This window comes from Yimella sp. RIT 621 (assembly GCF_004146205.1).
GTDB lineage: Bacteria > Actinomycetota > Actinomycetes > Actinomycetales > Dermatophilaceae > Yimella > Yimella lutea.
In genome coordinates, this window is record NZ_SEIP01000017.1 from 1 (window position 1) to 13,410 (window position 13,410).

General features: G+C 67.0%; 14 protein-coding genes. 8 read left to right on the plus strand and 6 right to left on the minus strand.

Features of this window, described 5'->3' with window-relative positions; translation table 11 throughout:
- The first annotated feature begins 137 nt into the window (after positions 1–137).
- From EU513_RS14025 to EU513_RS14035, 3 genes are read left to right on the plus strand one after another with little or no spacing between them, the layout of a single operon-like run.
- Positions 138–884, plus strand: a complete 747-nt coding sequence (locus EU513_RS14025; protein ID WP_129626986.1) for an ABC transporter ATP-binding protein — start codon at positions 138–140, stop codon at positions 882–884.
- Complete coding sequence (locus EU513_RS14030) at positions 881–1,615, plus strand: ABC transporter permease (protein WP_129626988.1); 735 nt, start codon at positions 881–883, stop codon at positions 1,613–1,615. The genes EU513_RS14025 and EU513_RS14030 overlap by 4 nt, the downstream gene beginning before the upstream one ends.
- Complete coding sequence (locus EU513_RS14035; protein WP_168990294.1) at positions 1,612–2,196, plus strand: TetR family transcriptional regulator; 585 nt, start codon at positions 1,612–1,614, stop codon at positions 2,194–2,196. The genes EU513_RS14030 and EU513_RS14035 overlap by 4 nt, the downstream gene beginning before the upstream one ends.
- On the opposite strand, the gene EU513_RS14040 is transcribed toward EU513_RS14035, so the two are convergent.
- On the minus strand, positions 2,197–5,238 hold the full coding sequence (locus EU513_RS14040) for a UPF0182 family protein (protein ID WP_129626992.1): 3,042 nt from the start codon (positions 5,236–5,238) through the stop codon (positions 2,197–2,199).
- 114 nt (positions 5,239–5,352) lie between these two features.
- Between EU513_RS14040 and EU513_RS14045 the strand changes: the two genes are divergently transcribed.
- Positions 5,353–5,961: a PPA1309 family protein gene (locus EU513_RS14045; RefSeq protein ID WP_239702237.1), complete on the plus strand. Its 609-nt coding sequence runs from the start codon at positions 5,353–5,355 to the stop codon at positions 5,959–5,961.
- Between the two features lie 4 nt (positions 5,962–5,965).
- On the opposite strand, the gene EU513_RS14050 is transcribed toward EU513_RS14045, so the two are convergent.
- Together EU513_RS14050 and EU513_RS14055 are read right to left on the minus strand one after the other, a co-directional pair.
- Positions 5,966–7,108: a PDZ domain-containing protein gene (locus EU513_RS14050; protein ID WP_129626994.1), complete on the minus strand. Its 1,143-nt coding sequence runs from the start codon at positions 7,106–7,108 to the stop codon at positions 5,966–5,968.
- Positions 7,105–7,527, minus strand: coding sequence for a molybdenum cofactor biosynthesis protein MoaE (locus tag EU513_RS14055; RefSeq protein WP_129626996.1), 423 nt, complete (start codon positions 7,525–7,527; stop codon positions 7,105–7,107). The genes EU513_RS14050 and EU513_RS14055 overlap by 4 nt, the downstream gene beginning before the upstream one ends.
- A gap of 179 nt (positions 7,528–7,706) precedes the next feature.
- Between EU513_RS14055 and EU513_RS14060 the strand changes: the two genes are divergently transcribed.
- Both EU513_RS14060 and EU513_RS14065 read left to right on the plus strand, forming a co-directional pair.
- A complete protein-coding gene (locus EU513_RS14060) occupies positions 7,707–9,143 on the plus strand; it encodes a zinc-dependent metalloprotease (RefSeq protein WP_129626999.1) in 1,437 nt (478 codons plus the stop codon).
- Complete coding sequence (locus tag EU513_RS14065) at positions 9,140–9,739, plus strand: NUDIX hydrolase (RefSeq protein ID WP_129627002.1); 600 nt, start codon at positions 9,140–9,142, stop codon at positions 9,737–9,739. The genes EU513_RS14060 and EU513_RS14065 overlap by 4 nt, the downstream gene beginning before the upstream one ends.
- Here EU513_RS14065 and EU513_RS14070 read toward each other — a convergent pair.
- Complete coding sequence (locus EU513_RS14070) at positions 9,672–10,220, minus strand: M48 family metallopeptidase (protein WP_129627005.1); 549 nt, start codon at positions 10,218–10,220, stop codon at positions 9,672–9,674. The genes EU513_RS14065 and EU513_RS14070 overlap by 68 nt on opposite strands.
- Positions 10,221–10,391: 171 nt before the next feature.
- On the opposite strand from EU513_RS14070, the gene EU513_RS14075 reads away from it, so the two are divergent.
- Positions 10,392–11,147: a hypothetical protein gene (locus EU513_RS14075; protein WP_129627008.1), complete on the plus strand. Its 756-nt coding sequence runs from the start codon at positions 10,392–10,394 to the stop codon at positions 11,145–11,147.
- A 155-nt stretch (positions 11,148–11,302) separates the two neighbouring features.
- Positions 11,303–12,613, plus strand: coding sequence for an AarF/ABC1/UbiB kinase family protein (locus tag EU513_RS14080; protein ID WP_129627010.1), 1,311 nt, complete (start codon positions 11,303–11,305; stop codon positions 12,611–12,613).
- Between the two features lie 132 nt (positions 12,614–12,745).
- On the opposite strand, the gene EU513_RS14085 is transcribed toward EU513_RS14080, so the two are convergent.
- Positions 12,746–13,051 (minus strand): WhiB family transcriptional regulator, encoded by a 306-nt coding sequence (locus tag EU513_RS14085; RefSeq protein ID WP_129627013.1) that lies wholly within the window; start codon positions 13,049–13,051, stop codon positions 12,746–12,748.
- 104 nt (positions 13,052–13,155) lie between these two features.
- On the minus strand, positions 13,156–13,383 hold the full coding sequence (locus tag EU513_RS14090) for a hypothetical protein (RefSeq protein WP_129627016.1): 228 nt from the start codon (positions 13,381–13,383) through the stop codon (positions 13,156–13,158).
- Positions 13,384–13,410 lie beyond the last annotated feature (27 nt).

A 13,410-nucleotide genomic window follows, 5' to 3' on the forward strand; every position in this document is an offset into this window, starting at 1 on the left:
TCGACAACTCACCGTCATCCGGAGGCGAGCGCGGCCAGTGCTGAAAGTCCGTGCGCCTCAACGCTGTTCGACCAGCGCGAACACCGTCGACCACGCAGCCCTTGACTTCGAGCCGACATTCGAGGACATTTCAACACATGATGAATTCAACGCCTGATGAGTTCTCCTCGCGGGCGGCAGTCTCCGCGCGTGACCTCGTCGTCAGCCGCTCCGGCAACGAGGTTCTGCACGGCCTCACCTTCGAGGTACCGCGCGGGACGGTCGTCGGGCTGATGGGACCCTCCGGCTGTGGCAAGACGACACTGATGCGCACGATCGTCGGGGTCCAGAAGATCGAACGCGGAGAACTGACCGTGCTCGACCACTCCCCGACCGACGCCGGGCTGCGTCGCAAGGTCGGCTACGTCACCCAGGCGGTCAGCGTCTACCGCGACCTCACCGTGCGCGACAACGCTGTCTATTTCGCTGCACTGCAAGGCTTTTCGAAGCACGACGCCGATCGAGCGATCGAGACCGTCGGGCTGGGCGAGTTCGCCGACCGCCCCGTGGAGAACCTCAGCGGCGGCCAGGCGAGCCGCGCATCCCTGGCCTGCGCGCTCGTCGGCGAACCGGAGCTGCTCGTGCTCGACGAGCCCACTGTCGGACTCGATCCGCTGACCCGTGAGGACATCTGGGCCCACCTGCGCGGGCTGTCCGAAGCCGGCACGACGCTGCTGGTGTCCAGCCATGTGATGGACGAAGCCGCCCGTTGCGACAGCGTCATGCTCATGCGCGACGGTCGCCTACTGGCCCATCTACCGCCGGACGACCTGCTCGAACGCACCGGCAAGCACTCCATGGAGGACGCGTTCCTCGCCCTCATCCGCACTGGAGGCAACCGATGAACCCGCGAATCGCAACTGCCACGATCAAACGCATCCTGCAGCAGTTGAAGGCCGATCACCGCACCATGGGGTTGATCGTGATGGTGCCGACCCTGTTGCTGACGCTCTTGTACTTCGTGTTCAACGACGAGCGCACCTTCGACCGGGTCGCGCTCACCATGCTCGGCATCCTGCCGATGCTCGTGATGTTCCTGGTCACCAGCGTGGCCATGCTGCGCGAACGCACCAGCGGCACACTCGAACGCCTGCTCACCACTCCCCTGCACCGAGCCGATCTGCTGATCGGCTACGCGGTCGCCTTCGCGGTGACCGCGCTCGTCCAAGGGCTGGTCCTGGTGGCTGTGACGCACTGGCTGCTCGGCGTCGACCCGGCCGGGCCGATCGCCTGGGTGCTCCTGGTCGCGGTCATCGCCTCGATCGTCGGTGTCGCCACCGGCCTGCTCGCCAGCGCGTTCGCCCACACCGAGTTCCAGGCCGTGCAGTTCATGCCGCTCGTCATCGGCCCGCAGATCTTCCTGTGCGGGTTGTTCGCACCGCGCGAGGGAATGCCGACCGTCCTGGAGTGGCTCTCGGACCTCCTGCCGATGACCTACGCGGTCAAGGGACTGCAGGCGATCGGTTCGCAGGCCGACCCGTCGGCGGACGTCCTGACGAACGTCGGTGTTCTCGCCCTCTTCGCGCTCGGCGCGTTGGCTCTGGCCGCATGGTCGATGCCGAGGCAGACCAAGTGAGCCGCCGCACCGGACGCCGCTCCGCAGGCTCGAGCGCGAAGGACGACATCCTGGACGCGGCACGAGAACTGTTCAGCACCAACGGTTTCGACCGCACGACGCTGCGCCGGGTGGCCGACGAAGCAGAGGTCGATGTGGCACTGATCAGCCACTACTTCGGCAACAAGCGCGGACTGTTCGTGGCGGCGGTCGAGTTCCCGTCGGACCCGGCCGTGGTGCTCGAGCCGGTCCGCACCTGCCCGATCGACGAACTCGCTGCGACGGCGTTGCGCCAGATCCTCACCGTGTGGGCCTCACCGGCCGGGCCGAGCATCGTCGCCCGGTTCCGTCAGGCTCTCATCAACGGTGAGGACGAACTCGTCCGCGGCCTGCTGACCGGCGTCATCCTGGCCCCCATCCGCGAGCGCCTCGACGACCATCGGGACGTCGAACTGCGACTCACCCTCTTCGCCAGTCAGATCGCCGGGTTGCTGGTGACCCGCCAGATCCTGGGGCTCCCTGCGGTCCGGGACGCCGAGATCGACGAACTGGTCGACGCCGTCGCGCCCAACCTGCAGCGCTACCTGACCGGCGAACTCTGACTAACGCGTGGCGGAAGCCGGTGCTGCGGACGGACGGGCCGTGGCAGGCGCAGACGGCGACGGGCTGGGAGAGGGCGACGGGCTCGGAGACGGTTGGGTCGGCGTGCCCGCAGCTCCGTTCAACCGCACGGCTCGGTCGAGCGCGCCCTTCATCTCGTTCATCGCCTTCTGGTAGCCGGCCAGGTCACCCTTCTTGAGGGCGTCCTGCCCACGCGTCCACGCGCTGTTGGCGTCCGAGAGAGCCTTGTCGACGGTGTCTGATTGATCGGGCTGCTTGTCGTCGTCGTCGCTGCCGGCGGCGCTGGCACCGAACAGATCGTCGAGCGCGTTCCCAAGAGTCACGCCCCAGGCAAGCTTGTTGCCGAACTGCACGACAACCGCCCGTTGTAGCGGGAATCCCGTTGTGCCGGTGGCCTTTACGTAGATCGGCTGGACGTACAGCAGCCCGCCCGCGAGGGGAAGGGTGAGCAGGTTGCCGCGCTGCACTCGGTCACCGTTGGCCTGCATGAACACCGACAGCGTCTGGGGGAAGGTCGTCGATGCCTCGTTGGAGGTGTTGACGTCGTTCTGGAACTGCGCGGGCCCCTTGATCGTGACATTACGAGGCATCGTCCACAGCCGCATCGTGCCGTAGCTGCCGTTCGGCTGACCGGGTCTCGGCGTCGCATCTGAGTCGACGGCGAGGTACGCAGCGAGGTTCTGCCGGCTTTGACCGCCGCTGCTGACCGGGATGTAGGACGAGGTGAGCGAATAGGTGGGTTGCTGCACCCCCGGCATCGAGATCGACAGGTAGTACGGCGGCTGCTGACCGCTGCCCGCCCGCGTCGGGTCGGCCGGCACCTGCCAGAAGTCCGTGCCGCTGAAGAAGGTCGCCGGGTCGCTCACGTGGTACTTGCCGAGAATCTCGCGCTGCACCTTGAACAGGTCCTCGGGGTACCGGACGTGCTCACGCACCGCCGTCGGCATCTGCGACAGCGGCAGCACCGTGCCACCGAACGACTTGCGCCAGACCTTCAGCACCGGGTCTTGCTCGTCCCAGGCATACAACTTCACCGAACCGTCGTACGCATCGACCGTCGCCTTCACCGAGTTGCGGATGTAGTTGATCGACCCCTCGCGGATCGAGCGGACGTTGTCGGCGTTGTTGGTGATCGAGTCCTCGGTCGAGGAATCGAGCGACGACATCTGGGAGTACGGGTAGCGCGCGCTCGTGGTGTAACCGTCGATAACCCACTGGATGCGTCCACCGGCCATGATCGGGTACGGGTCGCCGTCGACAGTGAGCCAGGGAGCGACCTTTTTCACCCGGTCCGAAGGGTTTCGGACGTCGAGGATGCGCGACTGTTCGTTGATGCTGTCGGAGAACAGGAAGTTGTACTCCTGGTACTTCGCCGCGTACGCGAGCTTGCGGAACACCCCGCCGAGCGCGACGCCGCCGTTTCCGGCGTAGGTGGTGCGACGCTCGCCGCCGGTGCTGCTGTCGGGGTAGTCGAGTTCGGCCGGAGCCGCACCCTCCGGTCCGCCGACGATCGAGTAGTTCGGCGACATCTCACCGAAGTACACCCGCGGCTCGAACTTTCCGACCTTGCTCTGCTGCGGCATCGTCGAGGCGAGCCAGTTGGGCTGGCCCTCGTCACCGCGCTGGTTGCCGTACGCCGCGACCACGCCGTACCCGTGCGTGTAGACGGTCTTCTCGTTCACCCAGTTGCGCTGTCCCGCAGGGATACCCGACTGATCCAATTCGCGGACGCCGACCACGACGTCGGTCTCCTTGCCGTCGACCTTGTACCGGTCGACATCGAGCACGTCGGCGAACTGGTAGTACTGCTTCTGGCCCTCGTACTGCCGGAAGGTCGGCGAGATGATGTACGGGTCGACCAACCGGATGCCGGGAATCGCTGCGGCGTCCTTGCGACGTTCGGCCGGCTTGGCTGCCGTCTCCGGCTGCTGATTGGTCGCCACCAGGTTGGTGATCCCGTACGCCTGTTTCGTGGCTTTGATGTTGTGCGCGATGTACGGCGACTCCAGCGCACGCGCGTTCGGGTTGACCTTGAAGTTGGCGATGATCGTGGGGTAGATCGCCGACAGCACCAACGTGAGTACGACCATCGAGGACAGCCCGATGACCGGTAGGCGCCAGGTACGCGTCCAGATCGTCGCGATGAACATGCCGGCGCACAGCACGGCGGCGACCGCGAGCACGGTCTTGGTGGGGATCTGCGCGTGGTCGGCGGTGTAGTCGATACCGGTGATCAGCCGCGCATCCTTCGTGGTGAGGGCATACCGGTCGAGCCAGTAGGCCGCCGCCCGGACGAGGACGAGGCCGGCCGCCGCCAGCGACAGATGCAGCCTGGCCGCCGAGGTGAATCGGGAGCCGGGTTCGCGGGTGAGCGAGATGCCGCCGTAGATGTAATGCACCACCACCGCTGCGACCAGAGCAAAGATCAGCACCATCGTCAGCAGCGCGGTGACCAACTGCCACCAGGGCAGGCTGAACACGAAGAAACCGATGTCCCTACCGAACTTGGGATCTTTCACCCCGAAGTCGGTGCGGTTCCACCACAGCAGAAAGGTCTTCCACTGACTACCGGCGACTCCGGCGCCGAACAGACCGATCAGGATCGGGATGCCGTTGAACGCGGTCGACCGCACCGGCTCGACCAGCGCGCGGTAACGCTCCATCGCGTCGGGTTCGATCGACCCCGGCGGAAGGAAAGGACGGTGTCGGTAGGCCAGTCGCATGCTCAGCCACACCAGGCCCGCCGTCAGCAGGAAGCCGGCGATGAACAACCCGGTCCTGGCCAACATCTCGTTACGGAACACCTGCGAGTAGCCGATGGCGTCGAACCACAACTTCTCGGTCCACAGGCGAGCCCCGAATCGGATCGCGAGGTAACCGAGGAACAGCGCGACACCCAGCATCAGCCAGCGCCGGCGTCCGGCCCCGCGTCGCCGCGCTTCGTCCAGCGCGGTCCACGCGTCGTCGCGTCCGCCCGGGCCGTCTCCCGAACCGCCGCGTGCGTTGTCGTCGGCCGAACTCACGTGTACCTCCGTCGGGCTTCGCGCCAACTGGCGTCCTGGAGACCTTAACCCGGCGACCCCGCCGAAGGACCGCCGGTTCGCCGGGATCGAGACCTGTGCGAGACGATGACGCACATGACCGACGAGCAAGCGCCCGATCAGCCGATCTCCGAGCAGTCCCTGGACCAGCCCGAGTCACAGCCCGAGTCACAGCCCACGGCCAAGCCGCTTCTCAGCCCGTTGGGTGAGTGCGCCGTCGACACCGAACGTCACGTCGCCGCGGCCGGCTGGGACCAGGCGCCGCGCCTGTTCGCTCTCGCGACCAACTCTGCGCTGCTGGCCAACGAACCGGCACTCGCCGATCAGTTGAAGGGTGCCGACCCGGACTCCTTCAGCGCCATCGAGCAGGAGGGCATGCCGCGTACCTCGTCCATCGAGTCGATGCTCGGACGCCTGGCGTGGCCGCCCGAGGTGGAGGGTGTGCTGCTGGCGATCGAACGCATCGTGGTGCCGCCGGAGGCCGAGAACGACCTGCCCGACAACGCCGAGCAGGCCGCCGAGGTGCTGGCCGCGCACCCCGACCGTCGCGACGTCCGGCTGCTGGTCGGTGTGCTGCGCGACGGTGAGGCGATCTGCCTGCTGCGGCAACGCGAACACGACGAGGACGACAAGGTCGCCGTGGGCACGGACATCGCACCCGGCTTGGTGGCCGCACTGCGGGCCAGTCTCGACGACGAGGACTGACACCTTATTTCGTGCAGGCGGGGAATCCGGTGGTCTCGCCCTTGGCGATCTTCGGCATGACGGCGAGTGCCTCCTTGAGGCTCGCGACCTTGATCACCGTCACACCGTCCGGCTCGTGGCCGACGACCTCGTCGCAGTCGGACGCGGGCGCGAGGAAGTAACCGACCCCGGCGTCCTTCGCACCGACCATCTTGTGGCGCACTCCCCCGATCGGCCCGACTTCGCCCATCTCGTTGATCGTGCCGGTGCCGGCGATCTTCTTGCCGCCGGTCATGGCGCCGGGCGTGATCTTGTCGTAGATCGCCAGGGTGAACATCATTCCGGCCGACGGCCCGCCGACATTGCCGGCGTTGACCTTCACCTCGAACGGCATCGTGTACTCCGGGTCGAGTCCGATACCGAAGACCGCCCGTCCGTTCTGGGCGGCAGCCGTCTTCGCCGACACCGACACTCTCTTTCCACCGCGCAGCACCTGGACGGGCACCGACGAACCGGGTTTCACGCCGTCCATCGCGGCGTGCACGGACGCGAGGTCGGTGACCTTCTTGCCGGCGATGCTCAGCAGTTGGTCCTTCACCACCAGCGCCTTCCCCACGGGCGCGCCCTCGGCGATCATGCCGACGAGCACCTTCTGCGGCACCGTGAAGCCGGCCGAACGCATGGCGACGACCTCGGCAGTCTCCTGCGAGTCGGTCATGTCGGCGGCGTTCTTCTGCTTGATCTGGTCGCCGCTGACGTCCTTGGGGAACCACGCCTCCTCGGGCTCGATCTGCGCGTTCTTGTCCAGGAACTTCGCCTGGAGGTACTCGATCACCGAGACCGGATAGTTGGGTCCGCCGGCGAGCGAGACGGTGGTGAAGTCGAGCGACCCGGACGTCGGGTAGGTCTTGGCGCCCTGGATCGCGATGACGTCCTTGCCGTCGACCTTCCCGAGAGTGTCGGTCGCCGGGCCGGGCCGCAGGATCACGACCGGCACCTTGATGATCGACATCAAGGCGATCGCGATGACGACCAGCACGGTGACGGCGATCAGCAGAACGTTGCGGAACGACAGGCCGCGCCGGCCGGCCGTCGATTGCGCGGACGGCTGCCCTTCGGCGTGTTCGGGCGATGGGTCGTGCGATCGGTCGGGCGTCGGTGCGCTCACAGGCCGACCCACTCGTCCGAACCGTCCGCGAAACTCTGGTGCTTCCAGATCGGCACCGTCAGCTTGAGGTCGTCGATCAGGCGGTGGCACGCGTCCAGCGCGGCGCCACGGTGCGGCGCGCTCACCGCCACGACCACAGCGAGGTCACCCACCTGCAACGAACCGACGCGATGGACCGCTGCCACCTTGCTCACCTCGTCGCTCAGCACCTGCTCGCACACCCGCCGCAATCCGTCAACGGCACTGGGATGCGCCGAGTACTCCAGCCCGTCGACATCCTTGGCGTTGTCGTGGTCACGCACGACTCCGACGAAGAGTCCGATGCCTCCCGCAGCGGGGTCCTGGACGGCCGTCAGCACCTCGTCCACGGACAAAGGGGTGTCGCGGACGTCGGTCAGCGTGACCCGCGCTTGGTTCATCAGGACTCCAGGTGCTTCTCGGGCGGCGTACCGACGTAGCGTAGGCACTGTGGGCTCGACTTCTCGAACCTGGCACCGGGAACGATTCGCATCGCCGTGTGGTTGACCCGAGCAAGTGACCTACGACCAACAGACCGGACCGAGGATCAGACCCACGATCCGTTGCGCGAAGGAACGAGATGAACCCCGAAGAGCGCCCCGACGACGTACCCGACCTCAACGAGTTGCTCAAGCACCTGATGGGCGGTGGCGACGACATGCGCGAGGCCATGTCCGAGCTCGGCCTCGGCCACATCGATCCGGCCATGTTCGCCCAGATGCAGCAGGAGATGGCCGCGATGATGGCGGCGCCGTCCGACGGCAGCTTCAACATCGATGCCGCCCGTGACGTCGCCCGCCGCACCGTCTCGACCGACGGCGACCCGAGCGTGTCGGCCGCAACGGCCAAGGACGTCGACCAGGTGGTGATGGTCGCCAACCTGTGGCTCGACCAGGTCACCGACTTCGCCTCGACCGGAGCCGGCAAGGCGTGGAGTCGTTCGGAGTGGGTCGAGGCGACGATGCCCACCTGGCGCCGCCTGGTCGAACCCATCTCGGACGCCGTCAACGCCGCCGTCATGCGCGCGATGCGCGACCAGATCGGCAATCTCGGCGCCGAGCAGTTCGGCATGCCGCCGCAGATGATGGGTCAGCTCGAGCCGATGCTCGGTCGGATGAGCAGTGCCGTGTTCTCGATGCAACTCGGCCAGGCCGTCGGCACGCTCGCCGGTGAACTGGTCACGGGCACCGAGGTCGGGCTTCCCCTCGTCGAGGGCAACCCGGTGGTGATCATGCCGACGAACGTCGCCGCGTTCGCCGACGGACTCGGTATGGACGCCGGCGAGATCCACCTGTACCTCGCGGTACGCGAAGCGGCTCGCACGCGCCTGTTCCAGAACGTGCCCTGGCTCGGCCCGGCCCTCATCGCGGCCGTGCAGTCCTACGCCGCCGACATCTCGATCGACACCGAGGCGATCGACGAGGCCATGCGCAACGCCGACATGCAGGACCCGGCTGCACTGCAGGAGTCGATCTCCGGATCGATCTTCCGCCCGGAGCCGAGCGAGGCCCAGAAGCGCACCCTCGCTCACCTGGAGACATTGCTCGCCCTGGTCGAAGGCTGGGTCGACACCGTGAGCGACCGTGCGGTGCGCCCGCACCTGCCGCACGCCGACGCCCTGTCCGAGGCGGTTCGCCGTCGCCGCGCGACCGGTGGTCCGGCGGAGAAAGTTTTCGCCAGCCTGGTCGGACTCGAACTGCGCCCACGTCGCATGCGTGATGCCGCCAATCTCTTTGCCGCACTTGAGGATTCCAAGGGAACGGCGGGCCGCGATGGGGCCTGGAAGCACCCCGATCTCGCTCCCGGCGCCGACGACCTCGACGACCCGATGGGTTACGTCAACGGCGAAAAGGAGCAAGCCCGAGAGAAGCCTGCACAGCCGGACGAGATGGACGACGCGCTCGCCGCATTGCTGGCACAGGGCCGCGAGGAGATGGAGTCGGAGAAGTCGGACTCCCCGGCCGACGAGCCCGGCAACGGTGACGGCGACGAGTCCGGCGACGATCCCAAGGCATGAGCTTCGAACACCTGCAGGCGGACGTCGTCCGCCTGCTGGAGCATTGGGACGCGCCCACTGCCGAACTGAACGACGTGCGCGAGGAGTACCTCGCACACCTGGCGGTTCATCCGGACGCGGTGAGCCGCGACGGAGTGTCCGACCACCTGACCTGCGGTGGCTTCGTCTTCGACCCGAGGCTGGAGCATGTCGCGTTGATCATGCATCGCAAGGCCCGGCTGTGGCTGCAGCCGGGCGGTCACTTCGAAAGTGATGACGCCGGCGTCATCGATGCCGCGGTGCGCGAGGTGCGCGAGGAGACCGGGCTACCGGTCGATGTCGCGAACGCGATGATCGTCGACCTGCACCATCATCAGCTCTCGGCTGCGTTCGGCCGCTGCACCTCTCACCGCGACGTGCGGGTCGCGATCGTGCTGGACGAACCGGCCGAGTGCGTCGTCTCCGAGGAGTCGGACGCTGCCGCGTGGTGGCCGGTGGACGCGATCCCGCAGCCGACCGATCCCGATCTACCCGCGACCGTACTGCGGATCAGGGATCTGCTGGCTCGTCGGGCAGGTCGTTCATCGGCACCGGCGGCAGCCCCGAGCCGAAGCTGACTCCCGCGAGAAACGCCTCTGCGCGTTCGAGCTGCGGATAGCGCGCCACGAGCGCCTTGAAGCCCGGCCCGTGGTCGGCGTGCAACAGATGCGCTAGTTCGTGCACGAGCACATGGTCGATGACGTACTGCGGCATGTTCTGTAACCGGTCCGACAGCCTGATCTGCTTCGAACTCACCGAGCACGAACCCCACCGGCGTTGCTGGTTGCCCACCCAACGCACCGATGCCGGCACTGCTTTGCCGTCGAGGTAACGCTCGGACAACACCCGCGCCCGCTGCATCAACGCCTGGTCGGACGCGGCCGGGCGGCGTTGCGTTGCCATCACCCGACGCACCAGCCCAGGGACGAGACGGTCGAGCTCGGCCGAGGAGATGGTGCCCGGCACCCGCACCACGACGCGTCCGTCGACCAGCGTCGCCGAGAGCGTCGAGCGGCGGCGGGAGGAGCGGACGATCTCCACCTCAGGCGTTGGTTCCATGCCGGTGAACCTACGTCCGAGCACCGACACGGCACGAATCGTCCACCGCCTCGCTCAGAACCGGCACCATGAGCCGGGCGCTGTGGAGAACCGGAACCGGCTCGGTCGATCAGTGGCACTCTGACCCGACGCCCCGGTCACAGCCATCCTCCACGTCACGGAGAAACCACCATGATCGAACCGATCACCCTGTCGCCCAACCGTTCTCGCGCGCTGCGCTACGACGAGTCACATCTGTTGATCGGCTTGGGAGCACGCTCACCCCAGGTCGTCGGGCCGTTCCGACCCGCGGTGATCAACCGCATCGTCGCTGCCGGCGCCCTCACCCGTTCGCAGTGGGCGACCGCCTTCCGCGGACTCGACGCACGCGCCGCCGACGCACTGCGCGACGCGGTCACTTGCACGCTGCCGCCGGATCTGCGCGGACTCGACTTCGCGGTGCACGGGTGTGGCCCGGTGGCTGTCGCGATCGCGCACCTGCTCGACCAGCTCGGCGCCACCGCGAATCCGCACCTGCCGATGCTGGGCATCACGGTCGGCGCACCCGGCGCACGCCTGGGCCCGGGAGTCTCACGATTGGTCGTCGAAATCGGCCCGGATCAGATCGTCGTCGGACCCCTGCTGCAGGCGGATGCCGGTCCGTGCGAAGGGTGCCTGAACGCCCGACGGCACGATCTCGACCGGCGCTGGGAACGCCTTCGTCCCCAGGTGCTCGGCAACGATCTGTACGACGACGAACCCACCACATCTCCCGAACTCGCCCATGTAGCAGTCGGATTCGCCGGGCTGGTCGCACGCGGCCTGATGAGCGACAACCCGCTTCCCATCGGCTCGGCGATGTCGGTCTCCAGTTCGCTCGGCCGAGTCATGCATCACGTCTGGCCGATCCACCCGCTGTGCGTGTGCCAGGCGCAGCAGGCGGGGTGATCCTGCCTTCCCGGTCGCATCTTGTCGTCCACGTCGCATCTGGTGCCGTCGGCGCTGCCAGATCCGACCCGGACGACCGGAGGTGTTCCAGATGTCCGGACGTGAGCGGGACGCCGGTCAGCCGGACTCAGCCCACCGTCAGTCACAATGTCCCCATGACGGATCTTCCTCGCAAGGCCGTCGTGCGAACCGCACGGCTGGCATCGCTACCTCTGGGGATAGGGGCGCGGGCCGCGGTCGGGTTCGGCCGCCGGGTGGGAGGTGCGCCCGCCGAAGCCGTCACCGCCAAGATGCAGGAGCAGACAGCCGCACAGCTGTTCAAGGTGCTCGGGGAGCTCAAGGGCGGAGCGATGAAGTTCGGGCAGGCGTTGTCGGTCTTCGAGGCCGCGCTGCCCGAGGAACTCGCCGCGCCGTACCGCTCGATGCTGACCAAACTGCAGGACTCCGCGCCGGCCATGTCACAGGAGTCGGTCAACAAGGTGCTGCGTGAACAACTGGGCACCCGCTGGCGCGGCAAGTTCGAGTCGTTCGAGAACACGCCGGTGGCCTCGGCCTCGATCGGTCAGGTGCACCGAGCGGTCTGGAAGGACGGCCGTGAGGTGGCGGTCAAGGTGCAGTACCCGGGAGCAGCCGAAGCGATGCTCTCCGATCTCAACCAGTTGGCACGCGTCATGCGCGTCTCGACCTCGTGGGTTCCCGGGCTGGATGTCGTGCCGATCCTGGACGAACTACGCGCCCGGATGAGCGAGGAGACCGACTACCGCCTGGAGTCGGTGATGCAGGAACAGTTCGTCGAGGCTTATGAGGGCTCCGAACACTTCGCCCTTCCCCACGTCGTCCACGCCACCGACCTCGTCCTGGTCAGCGAATGGGTCGAGGGCACCCCGCTGTCACGGATCATCGCCGAGGGCCGCCAGGAAGAGCGCGACCTGGTCTCGCGCCGCTACCTGGAGTTCCTGCTCGGCGGGCCGGGACAAGCGGGGTTGCTGCACGCCGACCCGCACCCCGGCAACTTCCGACTGCTGCCGGACGGGCGCCTGGGCGTGCTTGACTTCGGCGCGGTCAACCGTCTTCCGGACGGATTGCCGCCGGTGCTCGGCGAACTGGTCACGCTCGCGCTGGAGGAGGATGCCGAGGGCCTGCTGGACCTGCTACGGGAAGCCGGGTTCGTGAAGTCGTCGATCGACATCGACGCCGACCAGCTGCTGGAGTATTTCGCTGTCCTCATCGAGCCACTACGGCACGACGAGTTCGAGTTCACCCGCACCTGGCTGCGCAGCGTGTTCAACTACATCAACGACCCGCGCAGCTCCCAGTTCAGTGTGGGCCTTCGCCTCAATCTTCCGCCGGAGTTCGTGCTGATCTACCGCACCTGGTTGGGCGGGGTGGCGGTGCTCTGCCAGATCGACGGCACCGTGCCGGCCCGCCAGATCTTCGCCGAGAACGTTCCCGGCGCCGACTTCTGAGTCAGCCCGCGACGAGAGCGCAGGGGTGGTGGGCGTGGTGCGTCCCCCGAAATCGCACCACACTCATCACCCCTGCGCCCTTGCCGACCTGCTGTCGACCGTTCACCCGACTTCCGCCGGACGAGACGGTGGTCATGCCGCGATCGCGTTCTTGCGCGGACGTCCACGAGGACGCTTGCGCGCGATCACGACGCCGGCCTGGAACAGCTCGCCGCCCCAGACGCCCCACGGCTCACGCCGCTCGACGGCTCCGGCGAGGCATTCACGCTGCAGCGGGCACGTGCCACACAGCGCCTTGGCGAACTCGATGTCGTCCGGCCGCTCGGCGAACCACATCTCCGGGTCGTTGACCTGGCACGGCAGTTCGATCCCGTCCTCCTGAGAGTCGATGGCCTGGTCGATGAAGTCACGGAGCCCCGTGTCTATCGCTTCGAACATGTCTGTTGATCTTTCGTAGTCGTGTGCTTCGTCCGCGGAATACACGAAGGCCGCGGACCCTGTCAGGGTTCCGCGGCCTTTGAAAGAGGACCGTCAATCTGCGATCAGATCGAGACGGTGACCTCCTGCCGCGGAGGGTTTTCGACATCGGTGCCGAAGAAGGGGGCATTGCCACTGCGCTCACGCGAGTACTCGGCGGCGACCATCGAGACGACGGACACACTGCTCCCCTGGGTCGAGGCAGAGATGCCTGCGAGGGTCGGCGAGGACGAGTGCGCAAAACGCAGATCGGACAACAGGCCCGTCTTAGTGCACATGGTCTTGGTCTCCATCAGGCCAACCCTCCTCTCGACTCATCA

Excerpts from the sequence above, each read along its gene's own strand:
- EU513_RS14025 (WP_129626986.1), top strand. The coding sequence starts at position 138 with ATGATGAATTCAACGCCTGATGAGTTCTCCTCGCGGGCGGCAGTCTCC.
- EU513_RS14030 (WP_129626988.1), top strand. The coding sequence starts at position 881 with ATGAACCCGCGAATCGCAACTGCCACGATCAAACGCATCCTGCAGCAG.
- EU513_RS14045 (WP_239702237.1), top strand. The coding sequence starts at position 5,353 with ATGACCGACGAGCAAGCGCCCGATCAGCCGATCTCCGAGCAGTCCCTG.
- EU513_RS14055 (WP_129626996.1), bottom strand. The coding sequence starts at position 7,527 with ATGAACCAAGCGCGGGTCACGCTGACCGACGTCCGCGACACCCCTTTG.
- EU513_RS14060 (WP_129626999.1), top strand. The coding sequence starts at position 7,707 with ATGAACCCCGAAGAGCGCCCCGACGACGTACCCGACCTCAACGAGTTG.
- EU513_RS14065 (WP_129627002.1), top strand. The coding sequence starts at position 9,140 with ATGAGCTTCGAACACCTGCAGGCGGACGTCGTCCGCCTGCTGGAGCAT.
- EU513_RS14070 (WP_129627005.1), bottom strand. The coding sequence starts at position 10,220 with ATGGAACCAACGCCTGAGGTGGAGATCGTCCGCTCCTCCCGCCGCCGC.
- EU513_RS14075 (WP_129627008.1), top strand. The coding sequence starts at position 10,392 with ATGATCGAACCGATCACCCTGTCGCCCAACCGTTCTCGCGCGCTGCGC.
- EU513_RS14080 (WP_129627010.1), top strand. The coding sequence starts at position 11,303 with ATGACGGATCTTCCTCGCAAGGCCGTCGTGCGAACCGCACGGCTGGCA.
- EU513_RS14085 (WP_129627013.1), bottom strand. The coding sequence starts at position 13,051 with ATGTTCGAAGCGATAGACACGGGGCTCCGTGACTTCATCGACCAGGCC.
- EU513_RS14090 (WP_129627016.1), bottom strand. The coding sequence starts at position 13,383 with ATGGAGACCAAGACCATGTGCACTAAGACGGGCCTGTTGTCCGATCTG.